The sequence below is a fragment of the Xanthomonas sp. SHU 199 genome, assembly GCF_000364665.1.
Classification (GTDB): domain Bacteria; phylum Pseudomonadota; class Gammaproteobacteria; order Xanthomonadales; family Xanthomonadaceae; genus Xanthomonas_A; species Xanthomonas_A sontii.
Genome location: NZ_AQOI01000749.1, coordinates 1 through 18421, shown reverse-complemented (window position 1 = coordinate 18421; position 18421 = coordinate 1). Strand labels below are relative to the sequence as shown.

The 18421-nt window shown below is 68.3% G+C and carries 16 protein-coding genes; 3 read left to right on the top strand and 13 right to left on the bottom strand.

All coding sequences use genetic code 11. The features are described 5' to 3' along the window. Positions 1-61 precede the first annotated feature (61 nt). The 10 genes from moeB to ndk all read right to left on the bottom strand — a co-directional run bounded on the left by moeB (position 62) and on the right by ndk (position 9879). Positions 62-1198, bottom strand: coding sequence for a molybdopterin-synthase adenylyltransferase MoeB (gene moeB / locus D183_RS0120910; protein ID WP_017910716.1), 1137 nt, complete (start codon positions 1196-1198; stop codon positions 62-64). 51 nt (positions 1199-1249) lie between these two features. Beyond that, on the bottom strand, positions 1250-2467 hold the full coding sequence (locus D183_RS0120905; RefSeq protein WP_017910715.1) for a molybdopterin molybdotransferase MoeA: 1218 nt from the start codon (positions 2465-2467) through the stop codon (positions 1250-1252). Continuing rightward, on the bottom strand, positions 2464-3078 hold the full coding sequence (gene mobA / locus D183_RS0120900) for a molybdenum cofactor guanylyltransferase (RefSeq protein ID WP_017910714.1): 615 nt from the start codon (positions 3076-3078) through the stop codon (positions 2464-2466). The genes D183_RS0120905 and mobA overlap by 4 nt, the downstream gene beginning before the upstream one ends. A gap of 7 nt (positions 3079-3085) precedes the next feature. Next, a complete protein-coding gene (der, locus tag D183_RS0120895; RefSeq protein ID WP_017910713.1) occupies positions 3086-4483 on the bottom strand; it encodes a ribosome biogenesis GTPase Der in 1398 nt (465 codons plus the stop codon). 18 nt (positions 4484-4501) lie between these two features. Continuing rightward, positions 4502-5857, bottom strand: a complete 1356-nt coding sequence (bamB, locus tag D183_RS0120890; protein ID WP_017910712.1) for an outer membrane protein assembly factor BamB — start codon at positions 5855-5857, stop codon at positions 4502-4504. Next, on the bottom strand, positions 5857-6495 hold the full coding sequence (locus D183_RS0120885) for a YfgM family protein (RefSeq protein ID WP_017910711.1): 639 nt from the start codon (positions 6493-6495) through the stop codon (positions 5857-5859). The genes bamB and D183_RS0120885 overlap by 1 nt, the downstream gene beginning before the upstream one ends. A gap of 64 nt (positions 6496-6559) precedes the next feature. Then, positions 6560-7435: a helix-turn-helix domain-containing protein gene (locus D183_RS0120880; protein WP_017910710.1), complete on the bottom strand. Its 876-nt coding sequence runs from the start codon at positions 7433-7435 to the stop codon at positions 6560-6562. Further along, on the bottom strand, positions 7432-8223 hold the full coding sequence (gene pilW / locus D183_RS0120875) for a type IV pilus biogenesis/stability protein PilW (RefSeq protein WP_026144716.1): 792 nt from the start codon (positions 8221-8223) through the stop codon (positions 7432-7434). Before pilW ends, D183_RS0120880 begins: the two co-directional genes overlap by 4 nt. Positions 8224-8236: 13 nt before the next feature. Beyond that, the gene (rlmN, locus tag D183_RS0120870; protein WP_087963570.1) at positions 8237-9442 is read right to left on the bottom strand and encodes a 23S rRNA (adenine(2503)-C(2))-methyltransferase RlmN; all 1206 of its coding nucleotides are present in this window, start codon (positions 9440-9442) and stop codon (positions 8237-8239) included. An 11-nt stretch (positions 9443-9453) separates the two neighbouring features. Then, positions 9454-9879: a nucleoside-diphosphate kinase gene (gene ndk, locus D183_RS0120865; protein WP_002812972.1), complete on the bottom strand. Its 426-nt coding sequence runs from the start codon at positions 9877-9879 to the stop codon at positions 9454-9456. Between the two features lie 215 nt (positions 9880-10094). Between ndk and D183_RS0120860 the strand changes: the two genes are divergently transcribed. The 3 genes from D183_RS0120860 to D183_RS0120850 all read left to right on the top strand — a co-directional run bounded on the left by D183_RS0120860 (position 10095) and on the right by D183_RS0120850 (position 14492). Further along, entirely contained in the window at positions 10095-10727 is a 633-nt protein-coding gene (locus tag D183_RS0120860; protein ID WP_017910707.1) for a TetR/AcrR family transcriptional regulator, read from the top strand. Between the two features lie 34 nt (positions 10728-10761). Further along, positions 10762-13134: a 3-hydroxyacyl-CoA dehydrogenase/enoyl-CoA hydratase family protein gene (locus D183_RS0120855; protein ID WP_017910706.1), complete on the top strand. Its 2373-nt coding sequence runs from the start codon at positions 10762-10764 to the stop codon at positions 13132-13134. A gap of 152 nt (positions 13135-13286) precedes the next feature. Further along, positions 13287-14492, top strand: a complete 1206-nt coding sequence (locus tag D183_RS0120850) for an acetyl-CoA C-acyltransferase (RefSeq protein ID WP_017910705.1) — start codon at positions 13287-13289, stop codon at positions 14490-14492. 464 nt (positions 14493-14956) lie between these two features. Here D183_RS0120850 and galU read toward each other — a convergent pair whose 3' ends face one another. The 3 genes from galU to D183_RS25510 all read right to left on the bottom strand — a co-directional run. Then, positions 14957-15838 carry a UTP--glucose-1-phosphate uridylyltransferase GalU gene (galU, locus tag D183_RS0120845; protein ID WP_026144715.1) on the bottom strand — a complete coding sequence of 294 codons (882 nt, stop codon included), beginning with the start codon at positions 15836-15838 and terminating at the stop codon, positions 14957-14959. Continuing rightward, the gene (locus tag D183_RS0120840; RefSeq protein ID WP_017910703.1) at positions 15838-17748 is read right to left on the bottom strand and encodes a polysaccharide biosynthesis protein; all 1911 of its coding nucleotides are present in this window, start codon (positions 17746-17748) and stop codon (positions 15838-15840) included. The genes galU and D183_RS0120840 overlap by 1 nt, the downstream gene beginning before the upstream one ends. Beyond that, positions 17748-18421 (bottom strand): hypothetical protein (locus D183_RS25510; protein WP_017910702.1); only part of this gene is annotated, 674 nt, incomplete at its 5' end. The genes D183_RS0120840 and D183_RS25510, both read right to left, overlap by 1 nt.

Genomic DNA, 18421 nt, shown 5'->3' with positions numbered 1-18421 from the left:
GTGCCCCGCAGGGGCGGATGAGGGTACGAGTGCCGCTGCGAACAGGGACACCTAGTAGCAGCTAACCCTCAGCCCCACAGAACAGCGGATAGTCGATATAGCCAGGAAACGGCCGCTCCGGCGCACACAGCGGACACTGCGGATCAGCGGATAGACGGGTTTCGCGGAAGCGCATCGCCAGCGCGTCGAAGTGCAGCAGGCGGCCGCGGAGGGGTTCGCCGATGTCGAGCAGCAGCTTCAAGACCTCGTTGGCCTGCAGCAGGCCAACGATGCCGGGCAGCACCCCGAGCACGCCGGCGTCGGCGCAGTTCGGTGCGAACTCCGGCGGCGGCGGTTCCGGGAACAGGCAGCGGTAGCATGGCGCCTGCCCGCGCCGGCGGCCGGCGTCGAACACGCTCACTTGGCCCTCGAAGCGCTGCACCGCGCCGTACACCAGCGGCTTGCCCAGCTTCACGCAGGCGTCGTTGAGCAGATAGCGCGCAGGGAAGTTGTCCGAACCGTCCAGCACAACATCCACGTCCTGCAGCAACCGTTCGACGTTGTCCGCGGTGACCCGCTCGCGGATCGCTTCGACCCGCACCCCAGGATTCAGCGCCCCCAGGCTCGCCGCAGCCGAGTCCACCTTGGCCTGGCCGATCCGCGCGTCGCCGTGCAGGATCTGCCGCTGCAAATTGCTGCGCTCGACCACGTCGTCGTCGGCGATGCGCAACTGCCCCACCCCGGCCGCGGCCAGGTAGAAACCGGCCGGCGAGCCCAGGCCGCCGGCACCGACCAGCAGCACGCGCGCAGCCTGCAGCCGGCGCTGGCCCTCGACCCCGACTTCGGGCAGGCGCAGATGCCGCGAATAGCGGTCGAAGAAGTCTTCCTGCTCCGGTTCCAGCGCCGGCCGCTGCAGCGGCAAGCCTTCGCGCTGCCAGCGCGCGGTGCCGCCCAGCACGGAAGCGACATGGGTGTAACCGGCCTGCTCCAGGAACAATGCGGTGTCGTGCGAACGCTTGCCGCTCTGGCAAATCAGCAGCACCTCGGTGTCGGCACCAAGATAGGCAGCCGGGTCGGCCTGCAACTGCGCGCGGGCCACGCCCTGCGCGCCCTCGGCCATGCCGGTGACACGCTCGTGCTCCTCGCGGATGTCGATCAGGCGCGCGCCCTGCGCCTGCCGCGCCTGCGCCTGTGCCGGGGTCAGTTCTCGAATGCCCATGCGCGCATTATCGGCGCAAACCGGGCGCGCGTCCGCCGTCCGCGGCGCGGCTCAGTACGGCACCACCTCGACCACGTCGCCGGCCTGGAACTGGCGTGCACCCTCCTCCAGCCGCAGCAGCACGTCGCTGTCGGCGGCGCCGCGCAGGCGATGCGAGCCGTCCGCGGGATTCGGCTCTGCCCACAGCTGACCGTGGGCGTCGCAGCGCATGCGCCCGCGCAGAAACTCCAGCCGGTCGTGGCGTTTGTCCCAGCCGGCCGCCAACCGGGCGCGCCAGGCCCGATGCGGTTCGCTGCGCCGCTGCAGCGCATCCAGCAACGGTCGCCCGATCGCCAGGAAGGTCGCCAGCACCGACACCGGATTGCCCGGGAGACCCAGGAACAGGGCGCGGTCCCACTCGCCGAACAGCAGCGGCATGCCCGGGCGCATGCGCACCTTCCAGAACAGGATGCGGCCGTGCTCGGCCAGCAGCCGCGGCAGGTAGTCCTTCTCGCCGGCTGAGACGCCGCCGCAGGTCAGCACCACGTCGAACGCCGAGGCGGCGTCGGCGAGCATGGCCTGGATGCGCTGCGGATCGTCCGGCAGGATCGGCCACGCGGTCGGCGCCAGGCCGAGCAGGCGCAGTTGCGCCATCAGCATGTCGCGGTTGCTGTTGTAGATCTGCCCCGGCTGCAACGGCAGGCCCGGCTCGACCAGTTCGTCGCCGGTGGCGAACACCGCCACGGTCGGCCGCGCCGCCACCATCAGCTGGTCCACGCCCAAGGCCGCGGCCAGGCCGATGCGCGAAGGCGTCAACAGCATGCCGGCCTCGAGCACGCGCTCGCCGGCGCGCACGTCTTCGCCGCGCGCCCGCACGTGTGCGCCGACGGCGACGTCGGCGGGGATCTGCACTACGCCGTCATGCTCGTGCACGTTCTCCTTGATCACCACCGTATCGGCCTCGGCCGGCAGTGGCGCGCCGGTCGTGACCCGCAGGCATTGGCCGGGCGCGAGCGCCTGGTGCCGATCGGCGCCGGCGAACTGATCGCCGGCCAGCCGCAAGTCGGTCGCCGCCCCCGGGGTCAGATCGGCATGGCGCAGCGCGAAGCCATCCATCGCGCTGTTGGCGAACGGCGGCAGGTCGATCGGCGCATCCAGCGGCTCCAGCAGGATGCGGCCATCGGCACGCGACGCTGCAAGGCGCTCGCTGTTGACGGGACGGGCACGCGCAGCGGCAGCGACGATCGCCAGCGCGTCGGTGTAGGCGATCCGGGAGGGATAGTCGGTCATGGTGGCGGCAGGATACCCGCTGCAGCCAGGTCCTGCGGCGTGTTCAGATTGCCCAGCACGATTTCCGGCAGCGGCACCGGCCGCATCCGCAGGCGCTGCTGCAAGGCGCGAGGCGCGTAGCGGGCGGCTGTCAGCCCCTCCTCCAGCGCCGGGCGCAGCGCGGCCAATCGGTACAGCGCCACCAGCGGCTGCGCGCCGGCGGCATCCTCGACCCAGGCGCCATCGCACTCAGCGGCTGGGGCTGCGGCTGCGGCCAGCACCGCAGGCAGATCACGCGGCAACACGCAGATATCGACCGGCACGGTCAGCAGCCAGGGCGTGGCGCAGGCGGCGGCAAGCGCGTCCAGCCCGGCGATCGGTCCCAAGGAACGTTCCGCCCCGGCCGGTGCCGCGACGCGGTCCGGCACGGCCTGCAGGCCGATGGCGGCATAGCGCGGCAAGCTGCGGTTGGCGCTGACCAGCACTTGGGCGACCTGAGGCGCCAGCGCCTGCACCAGCCATTGCACCTGCGCCTGCCCGTCGCGCTGCAGCCAGGCCTTGTCGCATCCGCCCAGGCGCTGCGCGCGGCCGCCGGCGAGAATGCCGAGGGTGATCGCGCGCCTCGTATCCATCGTGCGGCTACTTGCCGCGGACGTGCTTCATCAGGCGCCGCTTCTTGGCGATCTGGCGCTCGGTCAGCACGTTCTTCTTGCCTTCGTACGGATTGGCGCCTTCGCGGAACATGAAGCGCACCGGCGTGCCGACCAGCTTGAAGCGCTTGCGGAAGAAGTTCTCCAGGTAGCGCTTGTACGACTCCGGCAGCACCTTCAGGCGCGTGCCGTGGACGATGAAGGTCGGCGGATTGCTGCCACCCGGATGCACGTAGCGCAGCTTGGAGACGTGGCCGCGGATGCTCGGTGGCGGATTGCTCTCGTAGGCGATTTCCAGCGCCTGGTTGACCTCGCTGGTGCTGAACTCGCGCACCGCCGAGGCGTGTGCGCGATGGATCGCCTGGAACAGTTCGCGCATGCCCGAACCGTGCTTGGCCGAAATGCGCACCGCCTCGGCCCAGGCCACGAAGCCAAGCTTGCGCGACAGCAGGTCTTCGGCCTGCGCACGCTGGTAGTCGCTCTGCCCGTCCCACTTGTTGATCGCCACCACCAGGGCACGGCCGGCATCGAGGATCGCGCCGAGCACGGTCGCGTCCTGATCGGTCACGCCCTCGCCGGCATCGAGCATCAGCACTGCGACCTGGCATTGCTCGATGGCCTGCAGCGTCTTGAACGCGCTGAACTTCTCCACCGCCTCCTCGACGCGGCCGCGGCGACGCAGGCCGGCGGTGTCGATCAGCCGGTACAGGCGGCCGTCGCGCTCCAGGTCCACCGCGATCGAGTCGCGGGTGGTGCCGGGCACCTCGGAGGCGATCATGCGCTCCTCGCCCAGCAGGCGATTGACCAGGGTCGACTTGCCCACGTTCGGGCGGCCGACGAAGGCAATGCGCATGCGCGCCGGATCGGTGTCCAGGGTCTCACCGGCGCCCTCTTCCGGCAGCCGCTCCAGGACCTCGTCGAGCAGGTCGTCGATGCCGTGGCGATGCGCGGCGGAGACCGCGATGGCGTCGCCGAGGCCGTAGCGAGCGAACTCGGCGCGCACCTGGTCCTCGTCGGTGCCGTCGATCTTGTTGATCAGCAGCAGGGTCGGCCGCGCCAGCTTGCGCAGCCAGGCCAGGATCTCGTCGTCGAGCGCGGACGATCCCTCGCGACCATCGACCACGAACAGGATCAGGTCGGCCTCGCCGGCGGCGGCGCGCGCCTGCTCGGCAGTGGCGCCGGCCAGGCCTTCCTCTTCGCCGGAGATGCCGCCGGTGTCGACGATCACGAACGGGGTGTCCGGCTGCAGCCGGCATACCCCGTAGTGGCGGTCGCGGGTGACGCCGGGCTGGTCGTGGACCAGCGCGTCACGGCTGCGCGTCAGCGCATTGAACAGCGTGGACTTGCCGACATTCGGCCGTCCAACCAGGGCGACCAGCGGCAGCATCGCGACATCCTTCTCTTGTTATTGACCCAACCGGAACGCGGTCAGGTCGCCTTTCGTGTTCTGCATCAGCAGGATCCCGTCCGCGACCACCGGCTGCGCCACCAGCGGCTTGCGGCCGACCCGCTCGCGCGCGGCGAACTCGCCGTTGTCGAGCCGGAGCCAGTGCAGATAGCCCTTGTAGTCGCCGACCACGGCGTAATCGCCCTGGATCGCCACGCCGGTCAGCGACCGGCGCGCCAGCCCCGGCTGCGACCACATCGCCGATCCGGAGGCCTTGTCCAGCGCCCACACGGTGCCGGCGTTGTCGGCCACCACCACGTTGCCGGAACTGACGCCGACACCGCCAGCGCCGCCATGATCGCGGTTCCACAGCGGGCGGCCGCTCGGGCCTTCCAGCGCCACGGTCTCGTTCTTGAAGCTGGTCGCATACAGCGTGGTGCCGTCGAGCACCGGAGCGCCGTCGACGTCGGCCATGCGCTCCAGCTCGGTGCGGCCTTCCGGCACGCCGATGGTCTGCTCCCACAGCACGCGACCGTCCTGCATCGCCAGCGCGGCCAGCGTGCCGTCGTCGTTGCCGATGAACAGCACGCCCGGACCCGCCACCACCGGCGCATTGCCGCGCACGGTCAGGCTCGGCAGTTCCTGCGCATTGAACCAGCGCTGCTGCCCGGTCGCCGCATCGAAGGCGGTGGTGCGGCCGTCGTTGCTGCGCACGAACACCATGTTCTGCGCGATCACCGGCGCAGCGATCACTTCGTTGGGCACCTTGGCGCGCCACTTCTCGGTGCCGTTGGCGGCATCGAGCGCGATCACGGCGCCGTCCAGCGCACCGACGACCACCAGGCCGTCGCCCACGCCCGGGCCACCGGCAAAGCGCGGCAGCGGACGCTTCTTCTCGAGCCGCTTGCGCTCCTTGGCCTGCTGCTTCTCGTTGCGCAGGCGCTGCTTGTAGGCGGCGCGCTCGTCCTTGGACAGGTTCTTGCCGGACTCGCTCTCGACCTGGCTCTTCGGCTGGTCCTCGGCCTGCGACAGCTGCTGCTTGCGCGCCTGCTTGGCGTCGTACTCCCAAATGGTCTTGCCGGTCTGCAGATCCAGCGCGTACACCGTGCCGGAGGTCGCGGCCGCATACACCTTGCCGTCGGCGACTACCGGGCGCTGGCGCACGCCGATCTGGCGCTCACCCTTGCCGGCGTCGGTGGACCACAGCTTCACCACCTTCACCGACGGGGTGAACTTCACCAGTTCGGCCGGCTCGGCGGCTTTCTTGGCGGCCGCATCCTTGCCGGCGAACCAGCCCTTGACGGTGGTGCAGCCCGACAAGGCCAGCCCCAGCAGGGCCACGGTGGCGACACGCTTGAACATGACTACCTTCATCAGATCGGCTCCGCGGCATTCGGCACGCTGCCGCCCGCATCCATCAATTTCGTTTCGACCACGCGCCGCTGCGGCGAGGCCACGTCCAGGCTGGTCAGCGCCTTGGCGTACGCACCGCGCGCCGCCTCGCGCTTGCCCTGCGCGATCAGCGCATCGCCGCGAATCTCCAGACCCTGCGAATCGGTGGCCGAGGCCACCAGCGCCAGCGCGTCCTGCGGCTTGCCGACGGAAATCAGCAACCGCGCCACGCGATGGTCGACCAGCACCTTCATTTCGCCGTCCGCCTTGAGCGCGCGCAGCGTGGTCAACGCGGCATCGGACTTGCCGGCATCGACCTGCGCCTTGGCCAGGCGCAGCGCCGCCAGTTCGGCGTAGATGTTGGTCGAGCCCTGCTGCAGTTCGGCCATGTCCTTGGCCGCCTTGTCCAGCTGATTGGCCTGGATGCTCTTGAGCACCGCTTCGTAGCGGGCGTTGGCCTGGGCCAGATCGTTGGACCGTTGCTTGGTCCACCACTGCCAGCCGATGATCGCGCCAAGGCCCAGGACGATGCCGCCGATCAGGCCGGCGCCGTTCTTCCTGAGCCAAGTGCGGACGCGTTCGCTTTGTTCGTGCTCGTCGAGCAAGTCGTCAATCGCCATGCGTACTCTCGCCCCGCCGCTGCGACGGGACATGAAATGTTGAAAATGAGGAACCGCGCCGCCGTCACTCGGAGGCGGGCACCACGGAACCGTCAGAGGATACCGCAAAGCGCGCCACGTTCGCGCGCCTGAACGGGGTCAGATCCACGGTACTCCCGGATTGCTGAACCTGGACCGCGGAGGCATTGCCCAGCACCACACGCCCGACCTGCCCCGGCGCATACGTGCGGGTCTCGCCGGCCTTCAGCAGTGCCTTCTCCACCGGCGTGCCGTCGGGCGCGAGGATCTGCACCCAGCTGTCGCCCTGGAACGACAGGCTCAGACTGTTCTTCTCCGGCTCTGCCGCCGGACGCGGCATCGGCGTCAGCGAAGCGATGTACGGCGCCGCGGCGCTTGGCGCCGGACGCGTGGCCGCCGGCGTGGTCGGCACCGGCGCAGCAGCACCGTTGGCCGGCGTCGCCGTCGCGGCAGCGGTCGTACCCGGCGTGCCCGGCACCACATCCAGCGAGGCGGTGCTGGGGCCGTTGTCGTCGGCGAAATGGCTACGGGTGGCGTACCACACCGGCACCGCCAGTCCGGCGGTGATCACCACGTAGACCATGCGCCGCGTGGCGCTTTCGAGCATGCGCCGCAGCGGCGGCGTATGCGTGTGGCTGATCAATTCGACCGGCTGCACCGGCGCGATCTGCGCGGTCTGCAGCAACGGCTCCAGGTCGACGCCGAGCAGGCGCGCGTAGCTGCGCAGCTGCCCGCGGACAAAGACCGGCGCGCCAAGGCGCTGCCACTGCTCCGACTCGAGTGCCTGCACCACATGCACCGGCATGCGCAGTCGGCTGCCGACGTCGTCGATGCTCAGGCCGGCCGCTTCGCGCGCTTCGCGGAGCTGTTGCCCGCAGCCTTTGGCGCCATCGAAAGCGTTCGGATTGGAATCACTGATCACAATGCACTAGCCCCGGGTGTCGTGGTCGCGGCGTCAGGAAACTCCTTGCGCAACCGCTGTTGGTAACGGCCGGCGGCAGCCTTGTCGCCCAGCCTTTGCTCAATCTGAATAGCAAGTTGTAACACGGAAGCGGTGGCAGGCGCAGCCGCCAGACGCCGCTCGGAGAAGGCCCGCGCCTCGAAAAAGCGCCCTTGCGCGACCTCGTTGCGGGCCATCGCCTCGAGTGCGTACGCATTGTCCGGATCCAGCTCCAGCGCCTTGCGCAGGTCGCGCTCGCCACGCTCGCGCTGGCCGACCTGCAGTGCGCAGCCGCCAGCGTTGGCCAGCGCCGAGGCTGGCGTGGCGTAGTCCTGCAGCGCGAGCGCGCGGTCGAACCAGGCCAGCGACTCCGCCGGCGAGCCGTTCGCGCACAGCCAGGCGCCGTAGTTGTTCAAGGTCGCGCCGTTGCTCGGCGCCAGCTCGGCGGCCTTGCGGTAGTACCCGCCGGCAGTCGCGGCATCGCCCTTGCGATCGGCGACCACCGCCAGCACGGTCAGTGCGTCGACCGAGTCGGCGTCCACTGTCAGCGCCTTGCGCGCATGCGTCTGCGCTGCGTCCAGGTCGTTGGAGGCGAGCCCGTTGGCGGCCAGGCCCAGTTGTTCCTGCAAGGCCACGCGCGACTTCACCGCGCGGCTGTCGCGGAAGGAATAATGCGGCTGCACCTGTTCGGCGGTGCGCACGGTGCCGGTCTTGGCAGCGATCCAGTTGCAGCCCGGCAAGGCCAGCACTGCGATCGCCACCACCGCGATGGAACGCCCTTGGCTACGCCGCCGCATCCCGATCCGCCCGCGTCTGCAATTCGCGCTTGAACTCGGCCTGCCGGCGGGTACGGTCCATGACCTGCCCCTTGAGCTGCCCGCAGGCCGCATCGATGTCGTCGCCGCGCGTGCGCCGCACCATGGTCAGCACCTGTGCGTCCAGCAGGATCTTCTGGAACGCACGGATCTCGGTCTCGCCGGAGCGCTCGTAGCGCGTGCCCGGGAACGGATTGAACGGGATCAGGTTGACCTTGCCGGCGTTCGACGCCTGCACCGCATTGTCGAACTGGCGCATCAGCCGCGCCAGTTGCCGCGCATGCTCGGGCTGGTCGTTGATCCCCTTCATCAGGGTGTATTCGAACGTCACCGACTCGCGGCGCTTGTTGGCGCGCAGATAGCGCGCACAGGCGTCCATCAGTTCGGCGATCGGGTACTTCTTGTTGAGCGGAACCAGGGTCTCGCGCAGCGCGTCGTTGGGCGCATGCAGCGACACCGCCAGCGACACGTCGCTCTCGCTGGACAGGCGGTCGATCTGCGGCACCAGACCCGAGGTGGACAGGGTCACGCGCTTGTTGGCCAGGCCGTAGCCCAGGTCGTCGCGCATCACGCTCATGGCGCGCACGACGTTGTCGAAATTCATCAGCGGCTCGCCCATGCCCATCATCACCACATTGGTGAGGCGGCGCATCTGGTGCGGCACGTTGCCCAGATGCCGCGCCGCCACCCACACCTGGCCGATGATCTCGGCGGTGGAGAGGTTGCGGTTGAAGCCCTGGGTGGCGGTGGAGCAGAAGGTGCAGTTGAGGCCGCAACCGACCTGCGAGGACACGCACAGCGTGCCGCGGGTCTTGTCGGGGATGTAGACGGTTTCGATCGCGTTCTTGCCGTCCACGCCCATCGCCAGCAGCCACTTGTGGGTGCCGTCGGCGGAAGGCTTGTCGAACACGATGTTGGGGACGACGACCTCGGCATGCTGCTGCAGCTTGGCGCGCAGCGCCTTGCCGAGGTCGGTCATCTGGTCGAAGTCGGTGACGTAGCGGTGGTGGATCCACTTCATCACCTGGTGGGCGCGGTAACGCGCTTCGCCGAGGGTCTCGGCGAAGAAGCGCTCCAGCCCCTCGCGATCGAGGTCGAGCAGATTCTGCTTGGCCGCCGCGCCGGTCCGCACGGGATCGGCGATGGCCAAGGGAGGATGGACGACCTCGTTCACGACGACCTCGCTTAGCGCGAAACCACTTCGGTGGCGGCGAAGAAATACGCCACTTCGTTGGCGGCGTTCTCGACCGAATCCGAGCCGTGCGCGGCGTTGGCGTCGATCGAATCGGCGAAGTCGGCGCGAATGGTGCCCGGCGCGGCGTCCTTCGGGTTGGTGGCGCCCAGCAGGTCGCGGTGCGCGGCCACGGCGTTCTCGCCTTCCAGCGCCTGGATCATCACCGGGCCGGAGATCATGAACTCGACCAGCGCGTTGAAGAACGGACGCTCGCGGTGCACGGCGTAGAAGCCCTCGGCCTCGCGGCGCGACAGCTGCTTGTACTTGGCGGCCACGACCTTCAGGCCGGCCTTCTCGAAGCGCGAGTAGATTTCGCCGATGACGTTCTTGGCGACGGCATCGGGCTTGATGATGGACAGGGTGCGCTCCAGCGCCATGGGAAGTTCTCCGTTGGGCGGGCCACTGAAGGCCCGAGGTTAACATGAAAAAAACCCGCGTCAAAACGCGGGCTTAGCCAGAATTGCGATGGACAATTCTATCCAATCGGCGCCGGCTTTGCACGGCCGGCCCTGAATCGTGCTGCAAAGCAGCATGACGCCCTCCCCGCTCAGGCCTAGACTCAAACAATCGTTTGATTGATTCTGGCGGCCGCATGGCAAAGCAAGCGCACTTCTCGACCAAGGACCGCATCCTCAGTGCGGCCGAGGAACTGTTCGCGCAACACGGCTTTTCCGGCACCTCGCTGCGCCAGGTCACCAGCCAGGCCGACGTCAACATCGCCGCGGTGAACTACCACTTCGGGTCCAAGGAAAACCTGGTCAACGAGGTGTTCCGGCGGCGCATGGACGAAATGACCGCCGCGCGCATGGCGCAGCTGGAAACCGCGCAGCGGCAGCATCCCGGCCAGCTCGGCCCGGTGCTGGCGGCCTTCGTCGAGCCGGCCCTGGCGATGGCCCAGGAGCGGCAGAGCGGCGGCGCCTTCGTGCGCGTGATCGCCCGCGCCTATGCCGAGAACAACGACAGCCTGCGCCAGTTCCTGTCCGACCACTACGGCCATGTGCTGCGCGAGTTCGGCAAGGCCATCGCCGCCTGCGTGCCCGGGCTGAGCAAGCAGGAACTGTACTGGCGCCTGGACTTCCTGGCCGGCGCCCTGACCTACGCCATGGCCGACTTCGGCCTGATCAAGCGCCCCGCCGGCGTCAGCGAGGGCGCGCACCGTGCCCACGCCGCCCGCGAACTCATCCGTTTCGCCGAAGCCGGCTTCCTCGCCCATTCGGTTCCCTGATCCCGCAAACGTTGACCCACAGAGGCTGATCGCTATGTCCAATCCCCTGCTCGTCCGCCGTGCCGCCGTCCTGGGCGCGGGCGTGATGGGTGCGCAGATCGCTGCGCACCTGACCAACGCCGGCGTCGACACCGTGCTGTTCGACCTCCCCGCCAAGGAAGGCCCCGCCGATGGCGTGGTGCTCAAGGCGATCGCCAACCTGACCAAGCTCAGCCCGGCGCCGCTGGCCAGCACCGCGCTGGCCGAGGCCATCACCCCGGCCAACTACGACTCCGGCCTGGAGCAGCTGCGCGGCTGCGACCTGATCATCGAAGCCATCGCCGAGCGCATGGACTGGAAACAGGACCTGTACAAGAAGATCGCGCCGTTCGTGGCCGACCATGCGGTGCTGGCCTCCAACACCTCCGGCCTGGGCATCAACGCCCTGTCCGACGTGCTGCCGGAACAGCTGCGCCACCGCTTCTGCGGCGTGCACTTCTTCAACCCGCCGCGCTACATGCACCTGGCCGAGCTGATCCCGGCCAAGCACACCGAGCCGGCGGTGCTGGAAGGCCTGGAAAGCTTCCTGGTCACCACCCTGGGCAAGGGCGTGGTCTACGCCAAGGACACGCCCAACTTCATCGGCAACCGCATCGGCGTGTTCTCGATCCTGTCCACCATCCACCACACCGAGCAGTTCGGCCTGGGCTTCGACGAGGTCGACGGCCTCACCGGCCCGCTGGTCGGCCGTCCCAAGTCGGCGACCTACCGCACCTCGGACGTGGTCGGCCTGGACACCATGGCGCACGTCATCAAGACCATGGGCGACACCCTGCCGAACGATCCCTGGCATGCCTTCTTCAAGGCGCCGAAGTGGCTGGAGGCGCTGATCGGCAAGGGCGCGCTGGGCCAGAAGACCGGCGCCGGCATCTTCCGCAAGGTCGGCAAGGACATCGTGGTGCTGGACCTGCAGAAGCAGGACTACCGCCCGGCCGACCGCGCCGCCGCGCCGGAAGTCGTCGAGATCCTGAAGATCAAGAACCCGGCCGAGAAGTTCGCCAAGCTGCGCGAGAGCCAGCATCCGCAGGCGCAGTTCCTGTGGGCGACCTTCCGCGACCTGTTCCACTACAGCGCCTACCACCTGGCCGACATCGCCGAGACCGCGCGCGACGTGGACCTGGCGATCCGCTGGGGCTACGGCTGGGCGCTGGGTCCGTTCGAGACCTGGCAGGCCGCCGGCTGGAAGCAGGTCGCGCAGTGGATCGCCGACGACATCGCCGCCGGCAAGAGCATGAGCAGCGCGCCGCTGCCGAACTGGGTATTCGACGGCCGCGACGGCGTGCACGCCGCCGAAGGCTCGTACAGCCCGGCGCGCGACGCCAAGCTGCCGCGCTCGGCGCTGCCGGTGTACAAGCGCCAGCGCTTCCCCGATCCGCTGCTGGGCGAGAAGTTCGCGCAGGGCGAGACCGTGTTCGAGAACGACGGCCTGCGCATGTGGCACGACGGCGACGACATCGCCGTGGTCAGCTTCAAGACCAAGATGAACACCGTCTCCGACCAGGTGCTGGACGGCCTGCAGGAAGCGGTGGGCCGCGCCGAGAAGGACTTCAAGGGCCTGGTGCTGTGGCAGCACAAGGAACCCTTCTCCGCCGGCGCCGACCTGGCCGGCGCGCTGGGCCTGCTGCAGGCCGGCAAGGTCGATGCGTTCGAGGCGATGGTTGCCAACTTCCAGGCCACCAGCCAGCGCATCAAGTACTCGCTGGTGCCGGTGGTCGCGGCGGTGCGCGGGCTGGCGCTGGGCGGCGGTTGCGAGTTCCAGATGCACAGCGCCAAGAGCGTGGCCGCGCTGGAGAGCTACATCGGCCTGGTCGAGGCCGGCGTGGGCCTGCTGCCGGCCGGTGGCGGCCTCAAGGAGATCGCGGTGCGCGCGGCGCAGGCGGCGGGTCCGGGCGGCGACGTGTTCGCCGAGCTGAAGAAGACCTTCGAGACCGTGGCCATGGCCAAGGTTTCCACCTCGGCGGTCAACGCCAAGGAACTGGGCCTGCTGCGCGGCACCGACAAGGTGGTGTTCAACAGCTATGAATCGCTGTACATCGCCAAGGCCGAGGCGCGCGCCCTGGCCGAGGGCGGCTATCGCCCGCCGCTGCCGGCGCGACGCATCCAGGTCGCCGGCGACGTCGGCATCGCCACCTTCAAGATGCTGCTGATCAACATGCTGGAAGGCCGCTTCATCAGCGAATACGACTACGAGATCGCCACCCGCATCGCCACCGTGCTGTGCGGCGGCGAGGTCGACCGCGGCGCGCTGGTGGACGAGGAATGGCTGCTCAAGCTCGAGCGCAAGCACTTCGTCGAACTGGCCCAGCAGGAAAAGACCCAGGCGCGCATCGGGCACATGCTCAAGACGGGCAAGCCGCTTAGGAACTGAGAATCGGGAATGGGGAATCGGGAATGGAAACGCATTCCCGGCTCCTCCTTCTACCCCTAATTTTCTGCCGGAAATAGGACTGCTGCAGATCGCGCGAATCGCTTCACGATTCCCGACTCCCCATTCCCCATTCCCGGCTTTCGGAGAAAGCCATGAGCAAACAGATCCAGGAAGCCTACATCGTCGCCGCCACCCGTACCCCGGTCGGCAAGGCGCCCAAGGGCATGTTCCGCAACACCCGTCCCGACGACATGCTGGCGCACGTGCTGCGCGCGGTGGTGGCGCAGGCGCCGGGCATCGACACCTCGCGCATCGACGACGCGATCATCGGCTGCGCGATGCCCGAGGGCGAGCAAGGCATGAACGTGGCGCGCATCGGCGTGCTGCTGGCCGGCCTGCCGAACTCGGTGGCCGGGCAGACCATCAACCGCTTCTGCTCCTCGGGCATCCAGGCGGTGGCGCTGGCCGCCGACCAGATCCGGCTGGGCAACGCCGACCTGATGCTGGCCGGCGGCACCGAATCGATGTCGATGGTGCCGATGATGGGCAACAAGGTCGCGCTGTCGCCGAGCGTGTTCGCCGACGACCACGTGGCCATCGCCTACGGCATGGGCATCACCGCCGAGAAGGTGGCCGAGGAATGGAAGGTGTCGCGCGAGGACCAGGATGCCTTCGCCCTCGCCTCGCACCAGAAGGCCATCGCCGCGATCGCCGCCGGCGAGTTCCGCGACGAGATCAGCCCCTACGAGATCCTCTCGCACCAGCCCGACCTGGCCGGCAACGTCATCGCCCTGCGCAAGAAGCTGGTCGATACGGACGAAGGTCCGCGTCCGGACAGCTCGATCGAAGGCCTGGCCAAGCTGCGCCCGGTGTTCCGCAATGGCCAGTTCGGCGGCAGCGTCACCGCCGGCAACTCCTCGCAGATGAGCGACGGCGCCGGTGCGGTGCTGCTGGCCTCCGAGCAGGCGATCAAGGACTACGGGCTGACCCCGCTGGCTCGCTTCGTCAGCTTCTCGGTCGCCGGCGTGCGTCCGGAAGTGATGGGCATCGGCCCGATCGAGGCGATTCCGAAGGCGCTCAAGCAGGCCGGGCTGAGCAAGGACCAACTGGACTGGATCGAGCTCAACGAAGCCTTCGCCGCGCAGTCGCTGGCGGTGATCCGCGACAGCGGCCTGGATCCGTCCAAGGTCAATCCGCTGGGCGGCGCCATTGCCCTGGGCCATCCGCTCGGCGCCACCGGCGCGATCCGCACCGCGACCCTGGTGCACGGCCTGCGTCGCCGCAAGCAGAAGTACGGCATGGTCACCATGTGCATCGGCACCGGCATGGGCGCGGCGGGCATCATCGAGGCGCTGTAAGCGCGCGGCGCCCTCTCCTCATCCGGCCATGCGGGCCACCCGACGGGAGAGGGGAGCAGTACACAGCCCCTCTCCCACCGGGAGAGGGGTTGGGGTGAGGGTCCGGCGCGAAGCGACTCGCGATGCAAGGCAGCGCTGGGTTTCGTTGTACGTAGCGGCACCCGTACCCTCATCCGCCCCTTCGGGGCACCTTCTCCCGGTGGGAGAAGGAAGGAGAGATCTCGATGGCTGAAGCAGCCTCGCGCACGCTCAAGCCCCTCTCCCTCCGGGAGAGGGGTTGGGGTGAGGGTCCGGCACCAAGCGCGTGTTGTACAGACCAGCGCACAAACGGAAAAGGCAGCCTCGCGGCTGCCTTTTCCGTTTGTCATCCGATTCGGCTTCTCCGGATCGAATCAGCCGCCAGACGCTCCTGGATCGGCACTCAGCCAGCGCACCGCTCTGCAGCGGCGCGCAGCGCACCAGGCTCATTCCTCCGCGAGCATCTGCGTGAGCTTCGCACGCGCCGGCTTGGCCAGCTTCTTGTTCTCCAGCGCAAACCGGATGGTCGCCTCGACCAGGCCCAGGTGGGTCCCGCAGTCGAAACGGGTGCCCTCGAAACGGTAGGCGTCCACTTCCTCGCTCTTCAGCAGCGCGGCGATGGCGTCGGTCAGCTGGATCTCGCCGCCCGCACCGGTGCCGGTGCTTTCCAGCAGTTCGAAGATCTTCGAGCTGAGCACGTAGCGCCCGACCACCGCCAGATCGCTCGGCGCGTCTTCCGGCTTGGGCTTCTCGACGATCTGCGCGATGCGGCCCTTGCGGCCGTCGAAGGCCTCGGTGGCCACGATGCCGTAGCTGGCGGTGTTCTCGTGCGGCACGTCTTCCACCGCGATCACGCTGGCGCCGCTGCGTTCGTTGAGATCGGCCATCTGCTTCAGCGCGCCGTCGCCACGGTTCCAGATCAGGTCGTCCGGCAGCAGCACCGCGAACGGCTCGTCGCCGATGACCGACTTGGCGCACAGCACGGCGTGGCCCAGGCCCAGCGCTTCGGCCTGGGTCACGAAGACCGCGCGCACGCCGTCCGGCAGCACGTGGCGGATCATTTCCAGCTGCTCGTGCTTGCCGGCACGCTCCAGCTTCTGCTCCAGTTCGTAGGCCTTGTCGAAATAATCCGCGACCGCGTGCTTGTAGCGGTTGGTGACGAAGATCAGGGTGTCGCACCCGGCTTCGATCGCCTCGTCCACGGCGTACTGGATCAGCGGCCGATCGATGATCGGCAGCATTTCCTTGGGAACCGTCTTGGTGGCGGGAAGGAAGCGGGTACCCAAACCTGCCACCGGGAATACTGCCTTGCGGATTCTCTTGCTCATCAGAGCCTTCTGGCCTCGCGTGCGGGGAATGGAACGATGGTAGCGGAGCCGTCGTGACCGTCTTGCTGACGCAAGGGCGCGAACTCCGGCATGGTCATGCGCAACACCTTCTCGATGGTGTCGCTGTCGTAATCGGCCACGGCGGTGCGCAGTTGCTGCACGCCGCGCAGCACATCCTCGCGCGAGAAGCTGCGCACGCCGGCCTCGAGGATCTTCGGGTGCGAGGTGGGCCGGTAGTTCTCGTCGGCGTAGAACAGCGTCTCGTGCAGCTTCTCGCCCGGACGCAGGCCGGTATAGACGATGGCGATGTCACGCCCGGGCTGCTTGCCCGCCAGGCGGATCATCTGCTCGGCAAGCAGGCGGATCGGCACCGGCTCGCCCATGTCCAGCGTATAGATGGCGCCATGCGACGCCGAGGCCGCCGCCTGCACGATCAGCTGGCTGGCTTCGGGAATGGTCATGAAGTAGCGCGTCACCTGCGGATCGGTGACCGTCACCGGGCCGCCCTGGCGGATCTGCTCGCGGAACAGCGGCACCACGCTGCCGGCCGAGTCCAGCACGTTGCCGAAGCGCACGGTGACGAAGCGCGTGCTCACCGCCTGGTCGTCCAGCGACTGGCACACCATTTCGGCGTAGCGCTTGGACGCACCTAGCAGATTGACCGGATTGACCGCCTTGTCGGTGGAAATGAACACGAAGGTCGAGACCTTGGCCGCGACACAGGCGCGCGCCACGTTCTCGGTGGCCAGCACGTTGTTGCGCACCGCCTCGCGGCACTGCCGCTCCAGCAGCGGCACCTGCTTGTAGGCGGCGGCATGGAACACCGCGTCCGGCTCGGCCACCTGCATGGCGTGGCGGATCACCGCCGGATCGCCGCAATCGCCGAGCACGCAGTCGATCTCCAGATCGGGGAACGTGCGGTGCAGGTCGGCATGGATGGTGATCAGCGCCAGCTCGTTGATCTCCAGCAGCACGATCTTGCGCGCGCCGTGACGCGCGCACTGACGGCACAGTTCCGAGCCGATCGAGCCGCCGGCGCCGGTGACCAGCACGGTCCGCCCGGACAACCAACCCTTGATCAGCTTCCAGTCCGGGGTCACCGGCTTGCGCCCGAGCAGGTCCTCGATCGCGACCTCCTTGAGCTCGCCCGGCAGATAATGGCCTTCGAGCACGTCGAGCAGGCGCGGAACGGTGCGGAACGGCAGGCCGGTGCTTTCGCAGATCGCCACCACACGCTGCATGCCGGCCGCGTCCAACGACGGGATCGCGATCACCAGCAGCTTGGCGGCGGTTTCCTTGGCGATCGCGCCGGCTTCGTCGATGCGGCCGAGGATCGGCAGGCCCTGCAGCTTGGCGCCGTGCAGGTGACCGGCATCGTCGACGAAGCCGACCGGATGATAGGCGCCGGAACGGCGCAGGTCGCGCACCAGCGCCTCGGCCGCGCGGCCTGCGCCGACGATCAACACCCGCCGCGCGGTATCGTCCGAGTGCGCGATCTGATAATCCTTCCAGGCGCGGTACAGCAGGCGCGGTGCGCCCAGCAGCGCCGACAGCGCGAACGGATACACCATCAGCACCGACAGCGGGATCGCGTCGAAGCGGCTGTAGGCCAGCCCCAGCACGATCGCCACCAAGCCATAGAAGCTGGCCTTGAAGATATTGAGCAGGTCCGGGACGCTGGCAAAGCGCCACAGGCCGCGGTACAGGCCGACCTTCCAGAACACCAGCCCCTGCGCCACCAGCACGATGGCGGTGTTGAGGTTCCACAATGGCAGCGGGTGCTCGCCGGGGAGCATGGTGTAACGCGCCGCGTGCAGCAGTTGCCAACAGACCCAGACGATGGCCAGATCGTGGACAACCACGGAGGCCTTCGGAAACAGCTCGGTGACTCGGTCGCGCGTGGAAAGCATCAGTGATCCGTGAGAGTTCGGCGCATCCGGTTGCGCAAGGCCAGCCAAAGCACACCTGCCGAACAGAACCAGGCGATCGTCAGACCGGCCTGCGTGCCCGCATCCAGGGGCCTGCCCAGCCGCGCAATTGTAATCGCGACAATGCTGAACAGACCGTAGGCGAGCGTGACGACAGTATGGCTACTGCCGGTGTGTACCCAACGCTGGTAAAAATGTTGCGCGTGCGGTTGCCACCAGCGTTCGCCGGCGAGCATGCGCGAGACGAGCGTGAAGCCTGCGTCGATGGCAAAGGCCGACAGCGGCAATGCCGGCAGCCAGGGCGCCTGGCTGCCGGCGACGATACACCAGGCGAACAGCGCGGCGATCAGGTAGCCAAGCGCGCCACTGCCGACATCGCCGAGGAAAATGCGCGCCCGGGGGTAGTTGAACGGCAAAAATCCCGCGCAGGCCACCAGCAGCACCCAGCACGGCCAGCGCAGCGGCGCCGGCAGCAGGCAGGCGAATCCCAGGGCGGCGAGCATCGCCTGGCTGCTGGCCAGACCATTGATGCCGTCCATGAAATTCCAGATATTGATTAGCGAAACCGTCGCCAACCACACCAGCGTGACGATCCACAGCGGCTGGCTCGCCTTGTAGACAAGTGCAGCCAGCAGGGTCGCGGCGATCGCATGCA